This is a genomic window from Streptomyces venezuelae, from assembly GCF_008642315.1.
GTDB classification, from domain to species: Bacteria; Actinomycetota; Actinomycetes; order Streptomycetales; family Streptomycetaceae; genus Streptomyces; species Streptomyces venezuelae_D.
Genome location: NZ_CP029192.1, coordinates 5,391,346 through 5,414,742, shown reverse-complemented (window position 1 = coordinate 5,414,742; position 23,397 = coordinate 5,391,346). Strand labels below are relative to the sequence as shown.

19 protein-coding genes are annotated in these 23,397 nt (G+C 70.3%); 9 read left to right on the top strand and 10 right to left on the bottom strand.

The features are described 5' to 3' along the window. Positions 1-44: 44 nt before the first annotated feature. Together DEJ48_RS23770 and DEJ48_RS23765 are read left to right on the top strand one after the other, a co-directional pair. Positions 45-1,808 carry an LCP family protein gene (locus tag DEJ48_RS23770; protein ID WP_150218129.1) on the top strand — a complete coding sequence of 588 codons (1,764 nt, stop codon included), beginning with the start codon at positions 45-47 and terminating at the stop codon, positions 1,806-1,808. A 101-nt stretch (positions 1,809-1,909) separates the two neighbouring features. Continuing rightward, the gene (locus tag DEJ48_RS23765) at positions 1,910-3,661 is read left to right on the top strand and encodes an LCP family protein (protein ID WP_150218128.1); all 1,752 of its coding nucleotides are present in this window, start codon (positions 1,910-1,912) and stop codon (positions 3,659-3,661) included. 70 nt (positions 3,662-3,731) lie between these two features. On the opposite strand, the gene DEJ48_RS23760 is transcribed toward DEJ48_RS23765, so the two are convergent. Then, positions 3,732-4,769: a glycosyltransferase family 2 protein gene (locus DEJ48_RS23760; protein ID WP_150218126.1), complete on the bottom strand. Its 1,038-nt coding sequence runs from the start codon at positions 4,767-4,769 to the stop codon at positions 3,732-3,734. A 367-nt stretch (positions 4,770-5,136) separates the two neighbouring features. Here DEJ48_RS23760 and DEJ48_RS23755 point away from each other — a divergent pair, with 367 nt between their 5' ends. Then, on the top strand, positions 5,137-6,507 hold the full coding sequence (locus tag DEJ48_RS23755; protein WP_150221350.1) for an LCP family protein: 1,371 nt from the start codon (positions 5,137-5,139) through the stop codon (positions 6,505-6,507). Between the two features lie 51 nt (positions 6,508-6,558). On the opposite strand, the gene DEJ48_RS23750 is transcribed toward DEJ48_RS23755, so the two are convergent. Next, complete coding sequence (locus DEJ48_RS23750) at positions 6,559-7,107, bottom strand: acyl-CoA thioesterase (RefSeq protein WP_150218125.1); 549 nt, start codon at positions 7,105-7,107, stop codon at positions 6,559-6,561. A 130-nt stretch (positions 7,108-7,237) separates the two neighbouring features. Between DEJ48_RS23750 and DEJ48_RS23745 the strand changes: the two genes are divergently transcribed. Then, a complete protein-coding gene (locus DEJ48_RS23745; protein WP_150218124.1) occupies positions 7,238-8,596 on the top strand; it encodes an LCP family protein in 1,359 nt (452 codons plus the stop codon). A gap of 172 nt (positions 8,597-8,768) precedes the next feature. Then, positions 8,769-9,923, top strand: a complete 1,155-nt coding sequence (locus DEJ48_RS23740) for a dipeptidase (protein WP_150218123.1) — start codon at positions 8,769-8,771, stop codon at positions 9,921-9,923. A gap of 41 nt (positions 9,924-9,964) precedes the next feature. Here the strand turns inward: DEJ48_RS23740 and DEJ48_RS23735 are convergent, their stop codons facing one another. Both DEJ48_RS23735 and DEJ48_RS23730 read right to left on the bottom strand, forming a co-directional pair. After that, the gene (locus tag DEJ48_RS23735; RefSeq protein WP_150218122.1) at positions 9,965-10,354 is read right to left on the bottom strand and encodes a VOC family protein; all 390 of its coding nucleotides are present in this window, start codon (positions 10,352-10,354) and stop codon (positions 9,965-9,967) included. Positions 10,355-10,383: 29 nt separating this feature from the next. Continuing rightward, entirely contained in the window at positions 10,384-11,727 is a 1,344-nt protein-coding gene (locus DEJ48_RS23730) for a UDP-glucose dehydrogenase family protein (RefSeq protein ID WP_150218121.1), read from the bottom strand. Between the two features lie 175 nt (positions 11,728-11,902). Here DEJ48_RS23730 and DEJ48_RS23725 point away from each other — a divergent pair, with 175 nt between their 5' ends. After that, positions 11,903-13,060 carry an acyl-CoA dehydrogenase gene (locus DEJ48_RS23725; protein WP_150218120.1) on the top strand — a complete coding sequence of 386 codons (1,158 nt, stop codon included), beginning with the start codon at positions 11,903-11,905 and terminating at the stop codon, positions 13,058-13,060. Positions 13,061-13,174: 114 nt separating this feature from the next. On the opposite strand, the gene DEJ48_RS23720 is transcribed toward DEJ48_RS23725, so the two are convergent. Genes DEJ48_RS23720 through DEJ48_RS23710 form a run of 3 tightly spaced genes read right to left on the bottom strand, consistent with a single transcriptional unit; the run spans position 13,175 to position 16,060 of the window. Continuing rightward, a complete protein-coding gene (locus DEJ48_RS23720) occupies positions 13,175-14,371 on the bottom strand; it encodes a dipeptidase (protein ID WP_150218119.1) in 1,197 nt (398 codons plus the stop codon). 4 nt (positions 14,372-14,375) lie between these two features. Continuing rightward, complete coding sequence (purE, locus tag DEJ48_RS23715; protein WP_150218118.1) at positions 14,376-14,909, bottom strand: 5-(carboxyamino)imidazole ribonucleotide mutase; 534 nt, start codon at positions 14,907-14,909, stop codon at positions 14,376-14,378. Beyond that, positions 14,906-16,060, bottom strand: coding sequence for a 5-(carboxyamino)imidazole ribonucleotide synthase (locus DEJ48_RS23710; RefSeq protein WP_150218117.1), 1,155 nt, complete (start codon positions 16,058-16,060; stop codon positions 14,906-14,908). Before DEJ48_RS23710 ends, purE begins: the two co-directional genes overlap by 4 nt. Positions 16,061-16,285: 225 nt before the next feature. Here DEJ48_RS23710 and DEJ48_RS23705 point away from each other — a divergent pair, with 225 nt between their 5' ends. Continuing rightward, positions 16,286-16,795, top strand: a complete 510-nt coding sequence (locus DEJ48_RS23705; protein WP_150218116.1) for a GtrA family protein — start codon at positions 16,286-16,288, stop codon at positions 16,793-16,795. Here DEJ48_RS23705 and DEJ48_RS23700 read toward each other — a convergent pair. Beyond that, positions 16,792-18,069, bottom strand: a complete 1,278-nt coding sequence (locus DEJ48_RS23700) for an ATP-binding protein (protein ID WP_150218115.1) — start codon at positions 18,067-18,069, stop codon at positions 16,792-16,794. The two genes, DEJ48_RS23705 and DEJ48_RS23700, sit on opposite strands and share 4 nt — an antisense overlap. 182 nt (positions 18,070-18,251) lie before the next feature. After that, positions 18,252-18,929, bottom strand: coding sequence for a response regulator transcription factor (locus DEJ48_RS23695; protein WP_150168682.1), 678 nt, complete (start codon positions 18,927-18,929; stop codon positions 18,252-18,254). A gap of 471 nt (positions 18,930-19,400) precedes the next feature. On the opposite strand from DEJ48_RS23695, the gene DEJ48_RS23690 reads away from it, so the two are divergent. Continuing rightward, on the top strand, positions 19,401-20,897 hold the full coding sequence (locus DEJ48_RS23690) for a peptide MFS transporter (protein ID WP_150184450.1): 1,497 nt from the start codon (positions 19,401-19,403) through the stop codon (positions 20,895-20,897). Between the two features lie 153 nt (positions 20,898-21,050). After that, positions 21,051-21,890, top strand: a complete 840-nt coding sequence (locus tag DEJ48_RS23685; protein ID WP_150218114.1) for an alpha/beta hydrolase family protein — start codon at positions 21,051-21,053, stop codon at positions 21,888-21,890. Positions 21,891-21,932: 42 nt separating this feature from the next. On the opposite strand, the gene DEJ48_RS23680 is transcribed toward DEJ48_RS23685, so the two are convergent. Further along, complete coding sequence (locus DEJ48_RS23680) at positions 21,933-23,318, bottom strand: condensation domain-containing protein (RefSeq protein ID WP_150218113.1); 1,386 nt, start codon at positions 23,316-23,318, stop codon at positions 21,933-21,935. Positions 23,319-23,397 lie beyond the last annotated feature (79 nt).

Here is a 23,397-nt window from a genome sequence, read left to right as displayed (position 1 = left end):
GGGGGAAAGGCGCCGCGTGGCCCCGACGGAGGACGCAAACAACCGTGGACGCGCAAGGCCGTGGGCGGGCGGAGAACATCGACCCCGCAGACCAGTGGGTTCTCAACCCGGACACCGGTGACTACGAACTGCGACTGAGCCCCTCCGCTGGGCAGTCGTCGGTGCCAGGACCCCGTGGATCGTCACCTCGGCAGGGCGGTCGTGGCCGCTCCGCGCCGGGCCGTGAGCGCTCCCGCCCGGACGAGCGCGACGAGCGCCGTGAGGTGCCGGGACAGCGCAGGCGTCGTGTGAAGGAGCCGGAGCCCGGTTCCGGCGGGCGGCGCAAGCAGAATCCCCGTAAGTCCAAGGGCAAGGGCAAACCCAAGTCCAAGGGCAAGAAGGTGATGATCTGGACGGGCGGCACGCTGGCCTTCCTGCTCGTCGCGGGCTGCACCGGCGGCTATCTGTACTACCAGCACCTCAACGACAACATCACGTCGATAGACGATGACGGCGCGGGCACCGGCGGCTTCAGCAAGGACCGTGCCATCAACATCCTCGTGATGGGCACGGACAAGCGCAGCGGCAGCGGCAACAAGGGGTACGGCGACGAGGGAAGCGCCGGTCACGCCGACACGACGATCCTGCTGCACGTCTCCAAGGACCGCACGAACGCGACCGCGCTCAGCATCCCGCGCGACATGATCGTCGACATTCCCGAGTGCCCGACGAAGCAGGACGACGGCAGCGTCAAGAACATCCCCGGCACGCAGAAGGCCCGCTTCAACGAGAGCCTCGGCCAGAGCGACCGCACGCCCAGCTGCACGATGCGTACGGTCAAGGAGATCACCGGGATCACGCCGGACCACTTCATGGTGGCCGACTTCAACGCGGTGAAGACCCTCTCCAGCGCGGTCGGCGGCGTGGACGTCTGTCTCGCCAAGGACATCGACGACCCCAAGTCGCATCTGAAGCTGCCCAAGGGCAAGCACACCATCGAGGGCGAGGACGCGCTCGCGTTCGTCCGTACCCGCCACTCCGTGGGCACCGGCGGCGACTTGAGCCGCATCGAGCTGCAGCAGCAGTTCCTCAGCGCGCTCATGCGCAAGCTCAAGTCGAACGACACCCTCTCCAACCCGAAGAAGATGTTCAGCCTCGCGGAGGCGGGCACCGAGGCCCTCACTGTCGACTCCAAGATCGCCGACATCATGAAGCTCAAGGACCTCGGCATGGAGCTGGGCAAGCTCGACATGAAGAACCTGAGCTTCGCCACGGTGCCGGTCATCGACAACCCGGCCGAGACGGTCCACACCACGGTCGTGCCGAACCCGACCAAGTCCGAGCAGCTGTTCGCGATGATGCGCGCCGACCAGTCGCTCACCGTGGTGAAGCAGAAGGAGAAGAAGGAGAAGGCCGCGGTGGCCGCCCGCCTCAAGGGCCCCAAGGCCGACGCCTCCGAGGTGCGCGTCGACATCTACAACGGCAGCGGGAAGACGGGCGCCGCTCAGACAACTCTCACGTGGCTGCAGAACACTGAGGGCGTGCTCAAGTCCAGCCAACTGGGGAACGCGCCCTCGGACGTCAAGAAGACGACGCTCGAGTACGCGCCGGACCAGGCGGACCAGGCCCGTCGGCTCGCCGACATCATGGGCCTGTCCGGGGCCGCCCTCAAGCCGGGCAAGAGCGAGAAGAACGCACAGGGCCTCCCGGCCATGAAGCTGACGCTCGGCGGAGACTTCAAGGGCGCGGGGGTGCCCGTTGATGCTTCTTCGAAGGCACCGAAGGACATCGACAAGGTCGAAGCGGACAAGGTTAAGTGCGCCAAGTGACCTGAAGCGGTCGTTCTGCGTCTAACAATGCGCCAAGGCGTCATGCGTCAAGGCGCCGCGGAACGACCGCAGTTCATGACAGGGGCGGGGAGGGGCTGGGGATGAGGCAGAACAGCGTGCGTAAGGAGGGGGCGCGACAACGCGCTCCGCACGCAAGTGATCACGGCTGGGACGAGGGCAAGGACGACGACACGGACGACGGCTCTCGTGGCGAATCCCGCGCGGGCTCTCGTAACGGCTCCCGCGAGAGTGCCCGGGAGGGCTCCCGCAAAGGCGGCACCCGTTCCAAGAAGTCGTCGAAAGGCGGCGGCGAGCCCCCGGACGGCAGCGCCCGGCACCGGCGCGGCGCGCACGGCGGGGCACGTCCGCCGCGCCGCAAGCGCCGTGTCCTGCGCTGGTCGGCGACGATCCTGTCGGTCCTGATACTCGGCACGGCCGGTGCCGGATACCTCTACTACCAGCACCTCAACAGCAACCTCGAGACGGACGACCTGAACCTCGGCGAGCACCGGGCCCCCGAGCCCACGCCCAACGCCGCGGGCCAGACCCCGCTCAACATCCTGCTCATCGGGTCGGACGCGCGGGACTCCAAGGCCAACCAGAAGCTCGGCGGCGCCAAGGAGACCTTCGGTTCGCCGCCGCTCGCGGACGTCCAGATGCTGCTGCACCTCTCGGCCGACCGCACCAACATGTCGGTCGTCAGCATGCCGCGCGACACCCTGCTGCAGATCCCCAAGTGCACCGACCCGGACGACGGCAAGGTCTATCCGGAGACCGGCCCGAAGTACATGACGAACGAGTCGCTGGGCCGCGGCGGCCCCGGCTGCACGGTCGCCACCTGGGAGAAGCTCACCAACATCCACATCAACCACTTCATGATGGTCGACTTCTCGGGTGTGGTCTCCATGGCGGACGCCATCGGCGGCGTACCCGTCTGCGTGGACAGGAACATCCACTCGCGCGACCGCGAGGGCCACGGCTCGGGCCTGAAGCTGAAGAAGGGCACCACGGAGGTCAAGGGCGAGCAGGCCCTGCAGTGGCTGCGCACGCGGTACGGCTTCGAGGGCGGCACCGACATCAGCCGCGCCAAGGCCCAGCACATGTACATGAACGCGCTGGTCCGCAAGCTCCGCGAGAACACCGGTCTGACCAGCCCCAACCAGCTGCGCAAGCTCGCCGAGGAGGCGACGAGCGCACTCACGGTCGACGACGGCCTCGGCAGCCCCAGGAAGCTGTACGACCTGGGCAACGAGCTCAAGAAGGTCTCGCCGAGCCGGACGACGATGACGACCATGCCGTTCGACTACGCCGGCGCACGCGTCGTCCCCAAGCCCGAGGACGCGGAGCAGCTCTTCCGTCTGGTCCGCGACGACATCCCGCTCGACGGCAAGGGCAAGAAGAAGCCCGCCAAGGAGAAGGTGTCGGACGATCCGGCCGCCGCGGACGACGAGATCGCGGTGCAGGTACAGAACGGCACGCGAAGCGCCACGGAGCCGCCGGTCAGCGGCCGGGCCTCCACGGTGGCCCAACTCCTCGCGGGCAAGGGCTTCAAGAAGGCGACGCCGGACTCGGCGGCGGCGCTCGCCGAGGAGAAGACGGTCGTCCGCTTCCCCAGCGCGGACCTGGAGGGCGACGCCCAGCGGGTCGCCAAGTCCCTCGGGCTGCCGCTGAGCGCGGCGAAGAAGTCGACGGACGTCTCGGGGGTGACGCTGGTCGTCGGCGCCGACTGGCGCGAGGGCGACGCGCCGCCCAAGGCGAAGAAGAAGGACGACACGACGCCGGACTCCGCGGACGCGCTCAGCGGGTCCGACAAGAAGGCGTGCATGAAGGTCGACCCGAACTTCAGCTGGTAGTCACCGCGGGACGCGCGAAGGGCCCCGGCACTGTGCCGGGGCCCTCGTCGCGCACGTCATCGCGTACGCGTCACACCCGCTGCGTCTCCCCCGGCACCGCCGGGCGGCGCGAGGCGATGACCCGCTCGGCCAGTGAGCGCGGGCTGGTGAGGAAGCCCCAGCCCCACGACATGTGCATGGTCGCGAGGGCGACCGGGATGCGCAGGCGTGCCTTCAGGGGCAGGCCCTTGCCCGCGGGGACAGAACCGGCGGCGATGGCCGCGACGTAGCCGCCGGGGATGACGAAGCCCCACGGTGTGAGGGCCGCGCCCACGACGACGCCCGCGGCGATCGCGCAGACCGCGGTCGGCGGCGCGAGATAGCGGAGGTTGATGGAGCCTTCGTGGTAGCGGGCGACGACGTGGCGCCACCGGCCGTAGTCCTTGTACTGCTTGGCGAGCGCCCGCACGCTCGGCCGCGGGCGGTACGAGACCTTCAGCTCGGGCGAGAACCAGATCATGCCGCCGGCCTCGCGGATGCGGAAGTTCAGCTCCCAGTCCTGGGCGCGGATGAACTCCTCGTTGTACCCGCCCTGCTGCTCCAGGGCCTCGCGGCGGAACACGCCCAGGTAGACCGTCTCGGCCTGCTGGGCGTCGCCACCGGTGTGGAAGGCGGCGTTGCCCACGCCGATCTTCGACGTCATGGCGGCGGCGACCGCGTGCTCCCAGTCGTTCTGGCCCTCGGCGTGCATGATGCCGCCGACGTTCATCGCGCCGGTCTCCTCCAGGAGGCGGACGGCCGTCGTGATGTAGCCGGGCGAGAGCGCGGCGTGGCCGTCGACGCGCACCACGATCGGGTGACGGGATGCCTTGATGGCGGCGTTGAGCGCCGCGGGCGTGCGCCCCGTCGGATTCGGGACCGTGTGCACCCGTGGGTCCTCGCGGACCAGCTCGGCGGCGATCTCGTCCGTGCGGTCGGTGGAGGGGCCGAGCGCGACGACGACCTCCATCTCGCCCGCGTACTCCTGCCGAAGGATCGCGTGCACGGCCTCGCGCAGATGCCGCTCCTCGTTGAGGACGGGCATGATCACGGATACGGCTGGAGGCTGCCCCTCGGACTTCGCGTTCATCACGCGTCACGTTACCGCGAACGGGGGACACCGGTGCGCCCCATCCGGGTCGCTACCCCGGGCCGCATTTCGTATGGCCTTACGTTTCTCGGGTTAACCGGCTCGTCCTCAGAGCCTGTGTCATCACCCCGGTCGGATCAGCGTGCGTGCCAGGCGGCGACCACCCGACCGGGGTGATGACACAGGCTCTCAACCGGGCCACGGCCCGTCTCGCGGAGGTGCCCCGCACGTGCCCACACCGCCCCGCCGCTCCCCCGCCCCGCCACCGCGCCGCCCCCGCCCACCGGCTCAGAGGGCCGAGCGGGCCGTACGGGCCGAGCGGGTTGCCCGGAAGTCCGCGGGGCGGCGCAGACGGCCGCGCTGGGCGATGCGCGTGGCGACGGGCTTCTCCGTGACGGTCCTCGCGGCGGCCGGCATCGGGCACGCGGTCGTGACCGGCCTGGACACCGGCATCAAGCGGGTCGACGCCTTCCGGGACATGAAGAACAGGCCCGAGCCGGGCAACGGCATGAACGTGCTGCTCGTCGGCACCGACGGCCGCGACAAGCTCTCCCCCGAGGACAAGCAGAAGTACCGCCTCGGCGGCGCGCCCTGCCACTGCACGGACACGATCATGATCGTGCACATCTCGGAGGACCGGGACCGCGCCAGCGTCGTGAGCCTGCCCCGGGACAGCTACGCCGACCTGCCCGCGCACACCGACAGGAACACGCGCCAGAAGCACCACGAGCACCCCAACAAGATCAACGCGGCGTACGCGGAGGGCGGCCCGAACCTCACCGTGCGCACCGTCGAGCACATGACGAAGGTCAAGATCGACCACTATCTGGAGGTCGACTTCACCAGCTTCATGAAGACCGTGGACGTCCTCGGCGGCGTGGAGATCTGCACGGCACGGCCGCTCCAGGACTCGCACACCGGCCTGAACCTGGCGGAGGGCACGCACCTCATGAACGGCGGCGAGGCGCTGCAGTACGTCCGCTCCCGGTACGTCGACGGGGCGTCGGACCTCGGCCGCATGCAGCGCCAGCAGCGCTTCCTCGCGGCGCTCATCGCCAAGGCGACGGGCAGCGGCGTCCTGCTGAACCCGGTCAAGTTCCGCGACGTGACGCTGACGCTGCTCGGCGCGGTCCGCGCGGACAACGGCTTCGGGACGGACGAGATCCTCGACCTCGGGCGGGCCATGCGGGGCTTCTCGCCGTCGTCGTCGGAGTTCACGACCGTGCCGCTGAACGACAAGGGAACGACCATCCCGGGCATCGGTTCGACGCTCGTCTGGCATCCGGAGAAGTCCGAGAAGCTCTTCGAGGCGCTGCGCGAGGACCGTCCGCTGGCGGCACGCCACGGCAAGGGCGGGTCCACAATGGTCGGCGTCGCGCCGCAGCAGATCCGGGTGCAGGTCGACAACGGCACGGGCGACCCGGGGCTCGGGAAGCGGGTGGACGCGGCGCTGCGGAAGACCGGTTTCCGGACCTCGCAGCTGCCGGGGAACATCCCCGGGGCGGCGGCCAGGCCCGTCGAGCGGACGGTCGTCGCGTACGACCCGCGGTGGGACCGGTCGGCGAAGGCGCTGGCCACGGCTCTGCCGGGGAGCGAGATGCGCGAGGTGAAGGGGCAGGGCGCGACCTTGAAGGTCATCGCGGGGAAGGACTTCAAGGAGGTCAGGCGGGTGCGCGCGGAGGATGTGCGGCAGGGCGAGTTCGGCGCGGTCACCGGGGACCAGGTGGTCTGCCCCTGAGGCAGGTCTGCCCCTGACACAGGCTCTCAGCGGGTCCGGGCCCCGGCCGCCTCAGTCGTCGAAGCCCTCCGCCGCGCGGGACTCGCGCAGGTCCTTGATCGCTCGGCGGCGGGCCAGCCGGTGGGTGCGGCGGATCTGGGCCTCCTGGTAGCGGCGGCGGTCGCGGTCGGTCTCGGGGACGACCGGGGGGACCGTGCGGGGCTTGCCGTCCGCGTCGACCGCGGCGAAGACCAGGTAGGCGGAGCCGACCTGCTGTGCGGGCGTCGACTCGTTCCAGCGCTCGGCGAGGACCCGGACGCCGACCTCCATGGAGCTGCGCCCGGTCCAGTTGACCTGGGCCTTCACATGGACCAGGTCGCCGACCCTGACCGGCTCCAGGAACACCATCTCGTCCATGGACGCGGTGACCGCGGGGCCACCGGAGTGGCGTCCGGCGACGGCGCCCGCCGCGTCGTCCACCAGTTTCATGATCACGCCACCGTGCACCGTGCCGAGGAGGTTGGTGTCGTTGTGGGTCATGATGTGGCTGAGCGTGGTGCGGGATGCCGAGGTCGGCTTGCCCGGAATCTCCGATTCCGGATTGGGAGCCTGGTCTGTCATACCCTCCACCCTATGCCGGACGTATGACCGAGCCCTCCCCGGCCGCTTTTGCATCAGCTCTGCAACAGCCGTGACCCGAATTCCCGACCGCCCTGTAAGGCGCGCCCCCAAAGACGGCAGACTGGGCCACATGAGCGATTGGCCTGACGATCAGGGTGGCGGCCGGGGATACGGCCGCGGCAGCGGGAACTCCCAGCCCGAGGGAGCCCGTGCGATGCGGCACATCCAGCGCGGCCGGCCCTCCCGTCCGGCCGGACCACCGCCCGGCGGCGTCCCGCAGCAGACCGGGTACGACGACGGGTACGACGCGCCGCGCGGCAACGGGCAGCCGTACGGCGACGCCCGCGACGAGGTCTTCGAGCCGCGCGCCGCGCGCCAGGACCCGTACGCGCAGAACCAGGGCTACGACAGCGGCTACAACACCGGCCAGGTCTACGGCAGGCCCGGTCCCGGCGACGGCGGCGGCCCCGGCGGCGACGGACGCCCGCCGCGCGCCCCGCGCCCCGCGCCGAACTGGCGCAAGCGGATCAAGTGGACCGCGATCACGCTGGTCAGCGTGCTGGTCGTGACCTCCGTCATCACGTACTTCTGGGCCGACTCCAAGCTCAAGCGCGAGGTCGACCTCTCCAAGGTCATCGAGCGGCCCGAGGGCGGCGCCGGCACGAACTACCTGATCGTGGGCTCCGACAGCCGCGAGGGCATGACCGCCGAGGACAAGAAGAAGCTCCACACGGGTTCGGCCGAGGGCAAGCGCACGGACTCGATGATGATCCTGCACGTCGCGGACGACGGCGGGAACACGATGATCTCGCTCCCCCGCGACTCGAACGTCACGATCCCCTCGTTCAAGGGCGCCGAGTCCGGCAAGCTCTACCCCAACCAGGGCCGCCAGACGAAGCTCAACGCGGCGTACGCGGAGGACGGGCCCGAGCTGCTCGTGCGGACCGTCGAGTACAACACCGGCCTGAAGATCGACCACTACGCGGAGATCGGCTTCGGCGGCTTCGCCAAGATCGTGGACGCGGTCGGCGGCGTCGAGATGGACATCCCGAAGGCCTTCAAGGACAAGTGGTCGGGCGCCGACTTCGAGAAGGGCAAGCAGACGCTGAACGGCCAGGAGGCCCTGGCGTTCGTCCGCACCCGGCACGCCTTCTCCAGCGACCTGGACCGTACGAAGAACCAGCAGAAGTTCCTCGCGTCCCTGGCCCACCAGGCGGCGACGCCCGGCACGGTCATGAACCCGTTCAAGCTCTACCCGACGATGGGCGCGGGCCTGGACACGCTGATCGTCGACAAGGACATGGGCCTGTTCGACGTGGCCTCCATGTTCTGGGCGATGAAGGGCGTGACCGGCGGGGACGGCAAGTCGATGAACATCCCGATCTCCGGCTCCATCGGCGGCAACCTCGTCTGGGACAAGGCCAAGGTCAAGCAGCTCGTCAAGGAGCTCAACAACGACGAGAAGGTGACGGTCTCGGACAACCCGTGACACCGTTGACCGCCCGCGCCTGAGAGGGCCCCGCCGATCCAGGTCGGCGGGGCCCTCTCGCGTACCGCGACGGCCGCCCCGTACTCCGAACGCCCCGTCCGCCGCGAAGCCGTGGCCGTGCCGTGCCACGGTTTACGGGAACTGCCGCCCGCCGACGTCCGGAGCACCTGCCATGGCAGACCTGCAGGAGGAATTCAGCGCCACCGCCGAGGCGGGGGCCCTCGATCCAGCCCTCGTCCCGCCCGACCCCGTGCCCGATGCCGCCCTCGTGCCCGACCCCGCCCCCATGACCGTGCCGGGACCGGAGACGGTCCGCTGCGCCTCCCCCGCGGACCGGGCCCGCACCCTGCTCGCCGCACACCCCGTCGCCGACGGCTACAGCGGCCTGCCGTGGGCTCTGCGCGAGCTGCCCTGGCACGACTTCGAGACCGGCGACAGCGGTCTGGAGGGTGACGTGCCGAGGCTGCGCGCGGGCCGGGTCGGCGCGCAGTTCTGGTCGGTGCACGTGCCCGACGGGCCGAGCGGCGACCGCACCGTCCGCGCGACGCTCGAACAGATCGACCTCGTGAAGCACGTCGTCGCCGCGCACTCCGACGCCCTGCGGCTCGCCCGCAACGCCTCGGAGACCGCCGACGCCCGCAACTGCGGCCGCATCGCCACCCTGATCGGACCGGCCCGCGGCGCCGCCCTCGGCGACTCGCTGGGCACGCTGCGGGCGCTGCACAGCCTGGGCCTGTGCGTGGTCACGCTCTGCGGGACGTCGTGGGCGGGCGAGGGCGGTCTGACGCCGTTCGGCGAGGAGGTCGTCAGGGAGATGAACCGGCTCGGGGTCCTCGCGGACCTCTCCGGCGCCTCCGAGGCGACCGCCCGGCGGGTGCTCGCCGTCTCCAAGGCCCCGGTGGTCTTCATGCGCTCGGGAGCCCGCGCCCTGTACGACCATCCGGCGAACCTCTCCGACGAGCTGCTCGCCGAGATCGGCGCCGCCAAGGGCCTGGTCCTCGTCCCGCTCACCACCGGGCGCACCGGGCCCACGGTGCGCACGGTGGCGGACCACCTCGACCACGTGCGCCGCGTCGCGGGACCGGAGTGCGTCGGGATCTCCGGCACGCACGACACCCACGAGACGCACCCGGAGGGCCTCACCGACCCGGCGGGCCACCCGCGGCTCGTCGCCGAGCTCGTCGAACGCGGCTGGCCCGAGGCCGACTTGGCGCTGCTTACCTGGGGCAACGTCCAACGCGCGCTGCGCGGTGCGGACTTCACCGCGCGGGCGACGCGGGAGCGGCGGGCGGCATCGACGGCGACGATAGACCGACTGGACGGCTGAGAGCCTGTGTCATGACCCCGGTCGGCCCGCCCCGGCTGCCGTCAGGGAATCTTGCAGAGACAGAACGGGTGCCCCACGGGGTCGGCGTACACGCGGAAGTCGCGCCTGCCGTTGTCGTCGTCCAGGTCGAGGGGGGTCGCGCCGAGCGCGAGCACCTTCTCCTGGGCGGCGTCGATCTCCTCGGTGGTGCGTCCCGCATCGAGGTCCAGGTGGACCTGTTGCGCGTTGACGTCGGAGCGGGGCCACTCCGGCGGGCGCAGGCCCTCCACCTTCTGGAACGACACCTTGACGCGGCCGGGCGACACGAGGTCGACCCAGTCCCCGTCCTCCTCGATGGTGCCGCCGATGAGGGCGGCGTAGAACTCGGCGAGTGCGCGCGGGTCCGGGCAGTCCAGGACCACGTTGCGCAGGCGGGCGATGGGTTCCGTCATATCCGTCTCCATGCCCTCCATGGTCGCTCTCAGGCGGCGGGCCTGCCCATCGCGCGGTACGTCCAGCCCGCGGCCCGCCACGTCGCGGGGTCCAGGGCGTTGCGGCCGTCCAGGATGAGCGGGGAGGCGGCCACGGCGGCGAGCTCCGCCGGGTCGAGCTCGCGGAACTCGCGCCACTCGGTGAGGTGGAGTACGACGTCGGCGCCGCGGACGGCGTCCAGGGCCGTGTCCGCGTACCCGAGGGTGGGGAACAGCCTGCGGGCGTTCACCATGCCCTTGGGGTCGTAGACGGTCACCTGGCCGCCCTGGAGGTGGATCTGGCCGGCCACGTTCAGGGCCGGGGAGTCGCGCACGTCGTCCGAGTCGGGCTTGAACGTGGCGCCGAGGACCGCGACCCGCTTGCCGAGGAAGGAGCCGCCGCCGAGCGCCTCGCGGGCCATCTCGACCATCTGGCCGCGCCGCCGCATGTTGATGGAGTCGATCTCGCGCAGGAAGGTCAGGGCCTGGTCCGCGCCGAGCTCGCCGGCCCGCGCCATGAAGGCGCGGATGTCCTTGGGCAGGCAGCCGCCGCCGAAGCCGATGCCGGCCCTCAGGAACTTCTTTCCGATCCGGTCGTCGTGGCCGAGGGCCTCCGCGAGCTTCACGACGTCGCCGCCCGCGGCCTCGCAGACCTCGGCCATGGCGTTGATGAAGGAGATCTTGGTGGCGAGGAACGAGTTCGCGGAGGTCTTAACGAGCTCCGCGGTCGGGAAGTCGGTGACGACGAACGGCGAGCCCTCGCCGATGGGCGACGCGTACACCTCACGCAGCAGCTTCTCCGCGGCCTCGCTGCGCACGCCGACGACGATCCGGTCGGGGTGCAGCGTGTCCTTGACGGCGAAGCCCTCGCGCAGGAACTCGGGGTTCCAGGCCAGCTCGACCTCGTCGCCCGCGGGGGCGAGCTCCGCGAGACGGGTCGCGAGCCGGTCCGCGCTGCCGACCGGGACGGTGGACTTGCCGACGACCAGCGAGGCCTTGGTGAGGTGCTTGGCGAGGGACTCCAGGGCGTTGTCGACGTACGACATGTCGCACGCGTACTCGCCGTGCTTCTGCGGGGTGTTCACGCAGATGAAGTGCACGTCGCCGAAGTCCGCGACCTCCGCCCAGTCCATCGTGAAGCGCAGCCGCCCGCTGGCGCCCTCGATGCCCGCGACGTGCTTGCGCAGGAGCTCCTCGAGACCGGGCTCGTACATGGGGACCTCGCCCCGCTGGAGCATCTCGATCTTCTCGGGCACCACGTCGAGCCCCAGCACCTCGAAGCCGAGCTCGGCCATGGCCGCGGCGTGGGTGGCGCCGAGATAGCCGGTGCCGATCACGGTGATCTTGAGGGCCATGCGGTGCTCCAGGGGGCTGTGGCGTAGTTGCGCAGACGAGCATAGTCCCGCGTGTCCCGGCCGCTCACCGGGCACGATTTCCGCTGTCGCGAAGCTCACGTATCCCTTGCGCGGGGGGCAGCACTAAAATTTGGGTTACTTAACGGTAATTAGCGTCCTTGGAGCGTGAGAGACCTTGGCCGGATCGGCTGATTTCGACCTGTACCGCCCGTCCGAGGAGCACGACATGCTCCGCGACGCGATCCGTTCGCTGGCCGAGGCGAAGATCGCACCGTTCGCCGCCGCGGTGGACGAGGAGGCCCGCTTCCCGCAGGAGGCCCTCGACGCGCTGGTCGCGAACGACCTGCACGCCGTGCACGTCCCGGAGAGCTACGGCGGCGCGGGCGCCGACGCCCTCGCCACGGTCATCGTCATCGAGGAAGTGGCCCGCGTCTGCGCGAGCTCCTCGCTGATCCCCGCCGTGAACAAGCTCGGCTCGCTGCCGGTCATCCTCTCCGGCTCCGAGGAGCTGAAGAAGAAGTACATGACGCCGCTCGCCGGCGGCGAGGGCATGTTCTCGTACTGCCTCTCCGAGCCGGACGCCGGTTCGGACGCGGCGGGCATGAAGACCAAGGCCGTGCGCGACGGCGACTTCTGGGTGCTCAACGGCGTGAAGCGCTGGATCACCAACGCGGGCGTCTCCGAGTACTACACGGTGATGGCCGTCACCGACCCGGAGAAGCGCTCCAAGGGCATCAGCGCGTTCGTCGTCGAGAAGGGCGACGAGGGCGTCTCCTTCGGCGCCCCGGAGAAGAAGCTCGGCATCAAGGGCTCCCCCACCCGCGAGGTCTACCTCGACAACGTCCGCATCCCCGCCGACCGCATGATCGGTGAGGAGGGCACGGGCTTCGCGACCGCCATGAAGACCCTGGACCACACCCGCATCACCATCGCGGCCCAGGCTCTCGGCATCGCCCAGGGCGCGCTCGACTACGCCAAGGGGTACGTCAAGGAGCGCAAGCAGTTCGGCAAGCCGATCGCCGACTTCCAGGGCATCCAGTTCATGCTCGCCGACATGGCGATGAAGATCGAGGCCGCGCGTCAGCTGACGTACGCGGCGGCCGCCAAGTCCGAGCGCGGCGACAAGGACCTCACCTTCCAGGGCGCGGCCGCGAAGTGCTTCGCCTCGGATGTGGCGATGGAGGTCACCACGGACGCGGTGCAGCTCCTCGGTGGTTACGGCTACACGCGGGACTACCCCGTCGAGCGGATGATGCGCGACGCGAAGATCACGCAGATCTACGAGGGCACGAACCAGGTCCAGCGCATCGTGATGGCGCGGAACCTGCCGTAGCCCGCAGACGCGTCTGCCTCCGGCGGGCTTCTCGCGGGTGCGGGCACGCTTCGGTTGCTCGCGCAGTTCCCCGCGCCCCTGAGACGGGGGCGCCCCTGACGGGGCGCCCCCGTCTCAGCCGTCCAGCTGCTCCAGCGTGGCGATGGACGGGCCCCTGCGGGACCGGAGGTCCCGTGAGACGTCCTCCGCCGCGCCCAGGACGCGGACCGTGTTCTGCCACGTCAGCTTGGCGAGGTCGGACTTCGACCAGCCCCGGTCCAGGAGCTCCGCGAGCAGGTTCGGGTAGCCCGCCACGTCGTCCAGGCCGGACGGGGTGAACGCCGTGCCGTCGTAGTCGCCGCCGATGCCGATGTGGTCGACGCCCGCCACCTCGCGCATGTGGTCGAGGTGGTCGGCGACCGTCGCGGCGGTGGCGACCGGGCGCGGGTTCGTCGCCTCGAAGGCCTCGTGGACCTTCATCGCCTCGGGCCGCGTGTCCAGGTGGTGGAACCCGTTGGCCCGCATGTTCTCGTCGGCCGCCTGCGTCCAGTCGACCGCCGCCTGGAGGACGAACTTCGGGACGAAGGTCGCCATCGCCACGCCGCCGTTGGCGGGCAGCCGCTCCAGGACGTCGTCCGGGATGTTGCGCGGGTGGTCGCAGACCGCGCGCGACGAGGAGTGCGAGAAGATCACCGGCGCCACCGACGTGTCCAGGGCCGCCCGCATCGTCGTCGCCGCGACGTGCGAGAGGTCCACCAGCATGCCGACGCGGTTCATCTCGCGTACGACCTCGTGGCCGAAGGGCGAGAGGCCGCCGACGCCCGGCTCGTCCGTCGCCGAGTCCGCCCACGCGATGTTGTCGTTGTGCGTGAGCGTCATGTAGCGGACGCCGAGCGTGTGCAGCGCCCGGAGCGTGGCGAGGGAGTTGTTGATCGAGTGCCCGCCCTCGGCGCCCATCAGGGACGCGATGCGGCCCTCGGCCCGGACCTTCTCCATGTCCGCCGCCGTCAGCGCGCGGCTCAGGTCCGCCGGGTAGCGGGTGAGCAACTGGTCGACGCAGTCGATCTGTTCGAGCGTGGCGCTGACCGCCGCGTCGCCGGTCAGGTCCGTGCGGACGTACACCGACCAGAACTGTGCGCCGACACCGCCCGCGCGCAGCCGGGCGATGTCCGTGTGCAGGCTGCCCCGCTGGTCCGTCGCGATGTCGAGCTTGCCGATGTCGTAACCGGCCTTCTCGCGCAGGGCCCACGGCAGGTCGTTGTGGCCGTCGACGACGGGGAAGTCGGCGAGGAGCGCGCGTGCTCGGTCGAGAGATGTCATGCGATCAGTCATGCGATCACTTTCCCGAGCCGAAGCCGAATCCGGAACCCGCTCCCTCGACCTTGGCCCGGAGCCGCTTGCCCTTCTCCGTCGCCTGGTCGTTCAGCTCCTGCTGGAACTCCCGCATGCGGCCGAGGAGTTCGGGGTCGTGCGCGGCGAGCATGCGGGCCGCGAGCAGTCCCGCGTTGCGCGCGCCGCCGACGGAGACCGTCGCGACCGGGACGCCCGCGGGCATCTGCACGATGGACAGGAGGCTGTCCATGCCGTCCAGGTACTTGAGCGGGACCGGCACGCCGATCACCGGGAGCGGGGTCACCGACGCCAGCATGCCGGGCAGGTGGGCGGCGCCGCCCGCGCCCGCGATGATCGCCTTGAGGCCGCGGTCCGCCGCCTGCTCGCCGTACGCGATCATCTCGTGCGGCATGCGGTGCGCGGAGACGACGTCGACCTCGAAGGGGATCTCGAACTCGTCGAGCGCCTTGGCGGCGCCCTCCATCACCGGCCAGTCGGAGTCCGAGCCCATGACGATGCCAACAACAGGGGAGGTCATTCGGTGATCGTTCCTCTGAGATAGCCGGCTGCGTGCCGGGCGCGGTCGAGGACCTCGTCCAGATCGTCGCCGTAGGTGTTCACGTGACCGACCTTGCGGCCGGGCTTCACGTCCTTGCCGTACATGTGGATCTTGAGCTGCGGGTCGCGGGCCATGCAGTGCAGGTACGCGGTGTACATGTCGGGGTAGTCCCCGCCCAGCACGTTGGCCATCACGGTCCACTTGGCGCGCGGGCGCGGGTCGCCGAGCGGCAGGTCGAGCACGGCGCGGACGTGGTTGGCGAACTGCGAGGTGATCGCGCCGTCCTGCGTCCAGTGGCCGGAGTTGTGCGGGCGCATCGCCAGTTCGTTGACGAGGATGCGGCCGTCACGGGTCTCGAAGAGCTCGACGGCGAGGTGCCCGACGACGCCGAGTTCCTTGGCGATGCGCAGAGCCAGTTCCTGCGCCTGGCCCGCGAGGTCCTCACTCAGGCCGGGCGCGGGGGCGATCACCGTGTCGCACACGCCGTCGACCTGCTGGGACTCGACGACGGGGTAGGCGACGGCCTGGCCGTGCGGCGAGCGGACGACGTTCGCCGCCAGTTCGCGCTCGAAGTCGACCTTCTCCTCCGCGAGCACGGGGACACCGGCCCGGAAGGGGTCTTCGGCGTCCTCGACGGAACGTACGAACCACACCCCCTTTCCGTCATAGCCGCCCCGCACCGTCTTCAGGATCACGGGGAAGCCGTCGCCGCCGTCCTCGGCGCCCTCGGCCGCGAAGGCGGCCACGTCGGCCGGGTCCTTCACGATCCGATGGCGCGGACAGGGCACGCCGATCTCCGTGAGCTTCGCGCGCATGACGCCCTTGTCCTGGGCGTGCACCAACGCGTCGGGCCCCGGACGGACGGGGATGCCGTCCGCCTCCAGGGCCCGCAGATGCTCGGTGGGTACGTGTTCGTGATCGAAGGTGATCACGTCGCAGCCCCGCGCGAACTCACGCAGCGTGTCCAGGTCGCGATAGTCGCCGATGACGACGTCGCCGACGACCTGCGCCGCGGAATCCTGCGGGGTGTCACTGAGGAGCTTGAATTTAAGGCCGAGGGGGATGCCCGCCTCGTGGGTCATGCGGGCGAGCTGACCGCCGCCGACCATGCCGACTACCGGGAACGTCACGCTCCCAGGGTATCGGCCGGTATCGGCCACCGCGGAACGGCCGGAACCCACGCCCCGCAGCCCCTCCTGTCACAGGGGCGCCACAGTGTCCAAGCGCCCGCGAGCGCCCGCGGAGGCCGCTGGTTAGCATGGCTGGGTCGACACGACCGAAACACCAATCCGTCGGCACGTACTTGACCGGTACGAATCGACCGGTACGGAATCGACGGGGGCTGGGGCGACACCATGACGGAACGAGGCTCACTGCGCGTGCGGCTGGACAGGCTCGGGCGCGAAGTTGCCAAGTTCGGAGCCGTGGGGGCGGTCGGCACCCTGGTCAACTTCGCTGTCTTCAACCTCGTGCGGCACATGACCGACCTCCACGTGGTGCGCGCGAGTGTGATCGCCACGGTCGTCGCCATCGCCTTCAACTACGTGGGCTTCCGCTACTTCACGTACAAGGACCGTGACAAGAGCGGCCGCACCAAGGAACTCACGCTGTTCCTGCTGTTCAGCGCGGTCGGCCTGGTCATCGAGAACGGCGTGCTCTACGCGGCGACGTACTGGTTCGGCTGGGACAGCCGGCTCCAGTCCAACTTCTTCAAGTTCCTCGGCATGGGCATCGCGACGCTCTTCCGCTTCTGGTCGTACCGCAGCTGGGTGTTCAAGGCCCTGCCCGTGCGCGAGACGACGGTCGGGCATGCGGAATCGTTCCTGGAGGAGACCGAGGCGAAACCTGTGGTGCGCAAGCCCTAGCGGATCGTCTTGTCCTCCGCTTCGCCGTCCGTGCTCCTCGACAGCGGCGTACGGGACAGGAAGAGCCCGAAGACCGGCGGCTGCGTCTGGAGCATCTCCAGGCGGCCGCCGTCCGCCTCGGCCAGATCCCGGGCCACCGCGAGGCCGATTCCCGTCGAGTTGCGGCCACTGATCGTCCGCTCGAAAATGCGCGCCCCCAGGTCCGCGGGGACGCCGGGCCCCTCGTCCGTGACCTCGATGACCGCCTGGTTGCCGGTGACACGGGTACGCAGCGCGACCGTGCCGCCACCGTGCATCAGCGAGTTCTCGATCAGCGCGGCGAGCACCTGCGCCACCGCCCCCGGCGTGCCGACCGCCTCCAGGTGCCGCTTCCCCGAGCTGACGATGGCGCGGCCCGCACTGCGGTAGGCGGGGCGCCACTCCTCCAGCTGCTGCTTGACGACCTCGTCCAGGTCGAAGGCGACGGCGGAGCCCGTACGCGGGTCGCGGGAGTTGGTCAGGAGGCGCTCCACGACGTCGGTGAGCCGCTCGACCTGCGCCAGCGCGATCGTCGCCTCCTCCTTCACCGTGTCCAGCTCCTCGGTGACGGTGATCTCCTCCAGGCGCATGGAGAGCGCGGTCAGCGGGGTGCGCAGCTGATGCGACGCGTCGGCGGCGAGGCGCCGCTCGGCGGTCAGCATCCGCCCGATGCGCTCGGCGGAGGAGTCGAGGACGTCGGCGACACGGTCGAGCTCCGGCACGCCGTACCGCTTGTGGCGGGGGCGGGGGTCGCCCGAGCCGAGGCGCTCGGCGGTCTCGGCGAGGTCGGTGAGCGGGGAGGCGAGGCGGTTCGCCTGCCGGACCGCGAGGAGCACGGCGGCGACGATGGCGAGCAGCGCCACGGCGGCGATGATCAGCAGGGTCCTGCCGACCTCGCGGGTCACCGCGGCCTTCGGCTCCTGCACGGTGACCTTCTCGCCCTGCTCGCCGGGGCGGGTGGCGCTGATGACCTGGCCCCCGGGGCGCTCGCCGATCTGGATGGCCTTGCGGCCGGGGATCTCGATGCGGGCGTACCGGTCGGATGCGACCTGGTCGCGCAGGATGTCGCCGCTGATCTTCTCCTCGCTGATCAGGCGGCTGTCGACGATGCTGGCGAGCCGCAGCGCCTCGGAGTCGACGCGCTCCTGGGCGCTGCTGCTGATGGTCCTCGTCTCGACGATGACGAGGCTCACCCCGAACACGGCGATCACCACGAGGACGACGGCGAGGGTGCTGTTGATCAGTCTGCGGCGCATGGCCCCAGTGTCCCGCGTGCGGGGGGTCTTTCAGGGGCGCGGGGAACTGCGCGAGCAACCAGGTACAAGCCGCACCCGCCGTGAAAGCGCCGCAGGCAGACGCGTCTGCGGGTCCGTCGTGGCTGATCGCGCAGTTCCCCGCGCCCCTGGGGAGCCTGCGGTGCCGCCCCCGGGGAGTGAGGTCAGCTCTTCTCGAAGCGGAAACCGACGCCCCGTACCGTCGCGATGTACCGCGGATTCGCCGCGTCGTCCCCGAGCTTCTTGCGCAGCCAGGAGATGTGCATGTCGAGGGTCTTCGTGGAGGACCACCAGGTCGTGTCCCAGACCTCCCGCATCAGCTGATCGCGCGTGACGACCCGGCCCGCGTCCCGCACGAGCACCCGGAGCAGGTCGAACTCCTTCGCGGTGAGCTGGAGCTCCTCGTCGCCCATCCACGCGCGGTGCGACTCGACGTCGATCCGCACGCCGTGCGTGGCCGGCGCCTCCTTGGGCTCGCTCGCGCCGCGCCGCAGCAGCGCCCGGACCCGGGCGAGGAGCTCGGCGAGCCGGAAGGGCTTGGTCACGTAGTCGTCGGCGCCCGCGTCGAGACCGACGACCGTGTCCACCTCGTCGGCGCGCGCGGTCAGGATCAGGATCGGCACCGTGAGCCCGTCGGCCCGCAGTCGGCGGGCGACCTCAAGGCCATCCATGCCGGGCAGCCCCAGGTCGAGTACGACAAGGTCGACACCGCCCTGCAGACCTGCGTCGAGGGCGGTCGGGCCGTCCTCACGGACTTCGACCTCGTACCCCTCCCTCCGCAGGGCGCGGGCCAGCGGCTCCGAGATGGACGCGTCGTCCTCGGCGAGCAGTACACGGGTCATGGGGTGATGGTAGTCCGCGGTGGACAACGTCAGGGAGGTGATCGCACAGTGTGGGGGTGACCCTGCGGCTATGGGAAGCAATTCTGTGAAACACCTTTGAATGTGCGCTGTTGGTTGCAGCGACACCTGTGATCCATCTCTCAAGTCCTTCCATATGCATCCCTGACGTGTCGTATGGTGACCCAACGCCTGATGCACTACTCAAGGACCTTTGGCCCGCTGTGCGCGCCTTAGGTCTCTTTTATGTGCGGGCTGGCCTCGGCCAGCCTTGAAAGGAATGACCTGTGGTCGGGCCCTGCGCGCGAGGATGCGCCAGGGTGTGGATCCCGGAGTCACCGCCCCCCGTCTCTTGAGCGGGGTGAACTCCCCCTGGGCGTGGGGGTGGGCGGCCATGACGACGGTGCCGACCGCCCCCCACCGGGCGCGCTCACGCTCCTGCCGCGCGCGTCCCGAACCCACGAGGATCGACCCATGGCGTCCAGCCTGACGAAGGACTCCGCCAGCACCCCTGGCTCCGAGAAGACCTTCTTCGGCCACCCCCGCGGACTGGCCACTCTCTTCATGACCGAGATGTGGGAGCGCTACAGCTTCTACGGCATGAAGGCACTGCTCCCGCTGTACCTGATCGCCCCCGGCGGCATGAACATGAGTGCCACGACGGCGACGGCGATCTACTCCGTCTACATGTCGATGGTCTACCTCCTCGCCATGCCCGGCGGCTGGATGGCGGACCGCTTCTGGGGTCCGCGCAAGACGGTCGTCATCGGTGCGGCCGTCGTGATCCTCGGCCACATCACGCTCGCGCTGCCGAGCTCGGCCACCTTCTTCGCCGGCCTCGCGCTCGTCGCTCTCGGCTCCGGCCTCCTGAAGGCGAACATCTCCGTGATGGTCGGCCACCTCTACGACGGTCCGAAGGACCCGCGCCGTGACGGTGGCTTCACGCTCTTCTACATCGGCATCAACCTCGGCGCCTTCCTCGCCCCGCTGTCCATCGGCACGGTCGGCGAGAACGTCAACTGGCACCTCGGCTTCGCGCTCGCCGCGGTCGGCATGGCCCTGGGTCTCGCCCAGTTCATGATCGGCTCGCGCCACCTGAGCGCCCAGAGCAGCGTGGTCTCGCAGCCCGCGACGCCGCAGCAGCGCGCCTCGGCCCTGCGCAACGGCCTGATCTGGCTGATCGTCGCCGCCGCGCTCTACACGCTCATGGGCGTGACCGGCAACTTCGCCGACTGGGCCCTGATGCCGCTGATCATCGCCGGCCTGGTCATCCCGGTCACCGTCCTCGCCCGCATGAAGCGCGACAAGGAGCTCTCGCAGCTGGAGCAGTCCAAGCTGTCGGGCTACATCTGGTTCTTCGTGGTCGCCGCCGTCTTCTGGATGATCTACGACCAGAACGGCTCGACGCTGTCGATCTTCGGCAAGGGCTCGACGACCAACAACCTGCTCGGGTTCGACTTCCCGACCTCCTGGTACCAGTCGCTGAACCCGATCTTCATCATGGCGCTGGCCCCCGTGGTCGCCTCGGCGTGGCTGTGGCTGAACAAGCGGGGCAAGGAGCCGAGCACGGCCGTCAAGTTCGCCTCCAGCCTCACGCTGATCGGCATCTCCTTCGCCGTCTTCCTCATCCCGCTGATCGACACCGCCAACAACGGCGGCCGCGTCAGCCCGATGTGGCTGGTCTCGATCTACTTCATCCAGACCGTCGGCGAGCTCTGCCTCTCCCCGGTCGGCCTGTCGCTCACGACCAAGATGGCCCCGGAGAAGTACAGCGCCCAGATGATGGGTGTCTGGTTCCTCGCGGTCACCGCGGGCGACTCGGTGACGGGTCTGCTGACCTCGCCGCAGCTGGGCGTGGACCTGAACAATTCGGGGGCGGTCGCCGTCGAAGCGATCATCGCCGTCCTCGCGGGCTTCGGCATCTGGACGTCCCGCAAGAAGGTCAAGGAACTCATGGGTTCGGTCAACTGACCCCACGGTTTCATCGGAAAGGGCCGCTGCTCCTGGAGCAGCGGCCCTTTCCGCTGTCCGCAGCCCCTGGCGGCGTGCGAACAGAGGAACGTTCTGCCACCCGCACAGGTGGTGCGCGGGGGTTGTGCGGTCCGCGCGGTGCAGCATCTCGCCATGCCCGCCATGCGTCGTACGTTGCTCAGCCTGGCCCTCTGCGGGGCGCTGCTGTCGTCCAGTGCCGCCGCCCAGGCGGCCCCCGAGCCCCCGAACGGGCAGCTCTTCCGCTACGGGGGACACCCCCGCCAGAACATCACGGTGTACGGCGACGGCGGCACTCCGCTCGTCATCGTGCACGGCGGCTACTGGTCGAAGGACACGGACTGGAGCGGCTGGGCGCGGTGGTTCGCGGCGCGCGGATTCACGGTGTACGACACCGACTACCGCCTCACCTCGGACGCGGTCTGGCCCGCGCAGCGCGACGACGTCCTCGCGGCGCTGCACTGGGTGCAGTTGCGGGAGGGCGGGCGGCGGCCCCTCGTGCTCGGTTCCTCGGCGGGCGGGCACTTGGCGTTGCAGGCGGGGGCGTACGGGGCGGGGCGGGCGCGGGCGCTGGGTGTGGTCGCGCTGTCGCCGGTGGCGTCGCCGCGGCGGGCGTGGCGCGACGGGGCGAGACCGGGGGCGTCCGCGGAGCGGCGGGAGCTGCGGAGGGCGGCGGTGCGGCTCGCGGGGTGCGTGCCGGGGGACGGGGCGGGGCGGGCGTGCCGGGCGCGCTGGACGGACCTGTCGGTCGCGTCCCACGCGTCGGGCGCGGACGACGCGCCGCTCCTCCTGGTCCACTCGGCGGGGGACTTCGTTCCGCGCACGCACTCGTCGGAGGTGGCGAGCGCGGAGCGGGGCGCGGGCCTCGGCGACATCACCGTCCGCACGGTGTCGGGCTCCGCGCACGGGGGCCCGCTGCTCCGGAGCCCGGGGATGGCCCAGTCGGTCCTGCGCTGGCTGCGGGGCCGGGCGTGACGTGAACGCGGACGTGGATGTGGATGTGGACGTGGACCGAGGTCAGAAGACCCCGTCACCGGCCAGATTCCGCAACGTCCGCCGCAGCGTGCCTTCGAGGGCGTGCGCGGTCTCCTTCGCCCGGTCCGTCCCGGCGTAGATCGAGTTCATGTGGAGGCCGGTGTCGGTGCGGAAGAGCCAGAAGCTGTACCAGTACGAGCCTTCCATCCACACGTGCATCCTGGCGTCGCGTGCCAGATGGGACTCGGCTCCCGGGGAACGGCGGAAGTCGAGGTACGAGAACCAGTTCACGGAGTACGGCCAGTAGTGGTGGGCGCAGTACTCGTCGGGGGCCAGCAGTTCCCAGGCCCGCACGAACGGGACGTCGATGTGCTGCCGCATGTCGTCGAGGGCGGCGCGCACGTCGTCCATGACGGCGCCGAAGCTCCGCCCTTCGCCCACCCGGAACGCGATGGGCATGGTGTTCACGAACCAGCCCATCGAGTGGGCGTACGGGCCGCTGCCGCGGTCGCTGACCGGCATGAGGCTCCGGTGGACGTCGGGCCCGCCCTCCTTGCGCACAGCCACTCCCACGGCCGCGAGCAGCCCCATGTGGATCTTCCCGCCGACGTCCTGGCACGCGGTCTCCAGGCCCTTCATCTCCTCGGCGGTGAGGAGGGACGTGGTCTCGTTCACCGCCGGGTACATGCGGCCCGGCTCCACACCCATGTCCAGCGGAAAACGCGGAAAGAAACTGCCGGCCCCCGCCATGAACGCCTTCCAGCGGTCCAGGCGCGGGTCGTCGACGTGCAGGGCGGCGTTGCGGTCGCGCTGCTCGTGGCTGAAGGCGAGATAGCTGCCGGGCTCGGCGAGTTCGGGGTGGCGTCCGTCCGCGTACGCGAGGTAGGCCTCGGCGATGTCGTGCACGCCGATCGGCATGGCCAGGCCGTCGGCCACGGCGTGGTCGCAGGTGAACCACACGGTGGCGGAGTCGTCCCGGACGACGGCACCGAGCCGGATCATGGGCCAGACGAGGGGGTCGACGCCTTGAAAGGTCGCGTGCAGAAGGTCGCGCACCTCGTCGGACGAGTGCGCGTACCCGTGGTCGATCGTCCTCGACTCGACCTGGTCCGGGGCGAGGACGTCGCAGGACAGGGCGCCGACGAGCTGCTGGAACGTGCTGCGCAGCACGTCGTGGCGCCGTACGAAGTACAGCAGGGCGGCGCCGAGCGCTTCGCGGTCCACCGGGCCGGGGAGCTCGAAGGTCGCGGCGATGTACATGGCGAGGGGGTCGTCGGCGGCGCGGGCCTCCTGGGCGACGCTGAAGTGCTTCTCCTGGTTGAAGCTGGTGACCCCGCTCGGCGGTGCGTCGCCTTCCGCCACGGCCATCCGCCACTCGTACACGTGCCCCGGGGCGAACTCCACGTCTTCGACGTTTACCTGGATCACTGAGGCGGTTCCCTATCGCTGTCCGGGGTGCGCCTTCCGGGTCGGCCCCGGCCACGACCCTCGCTCGCGCACGCCCCGC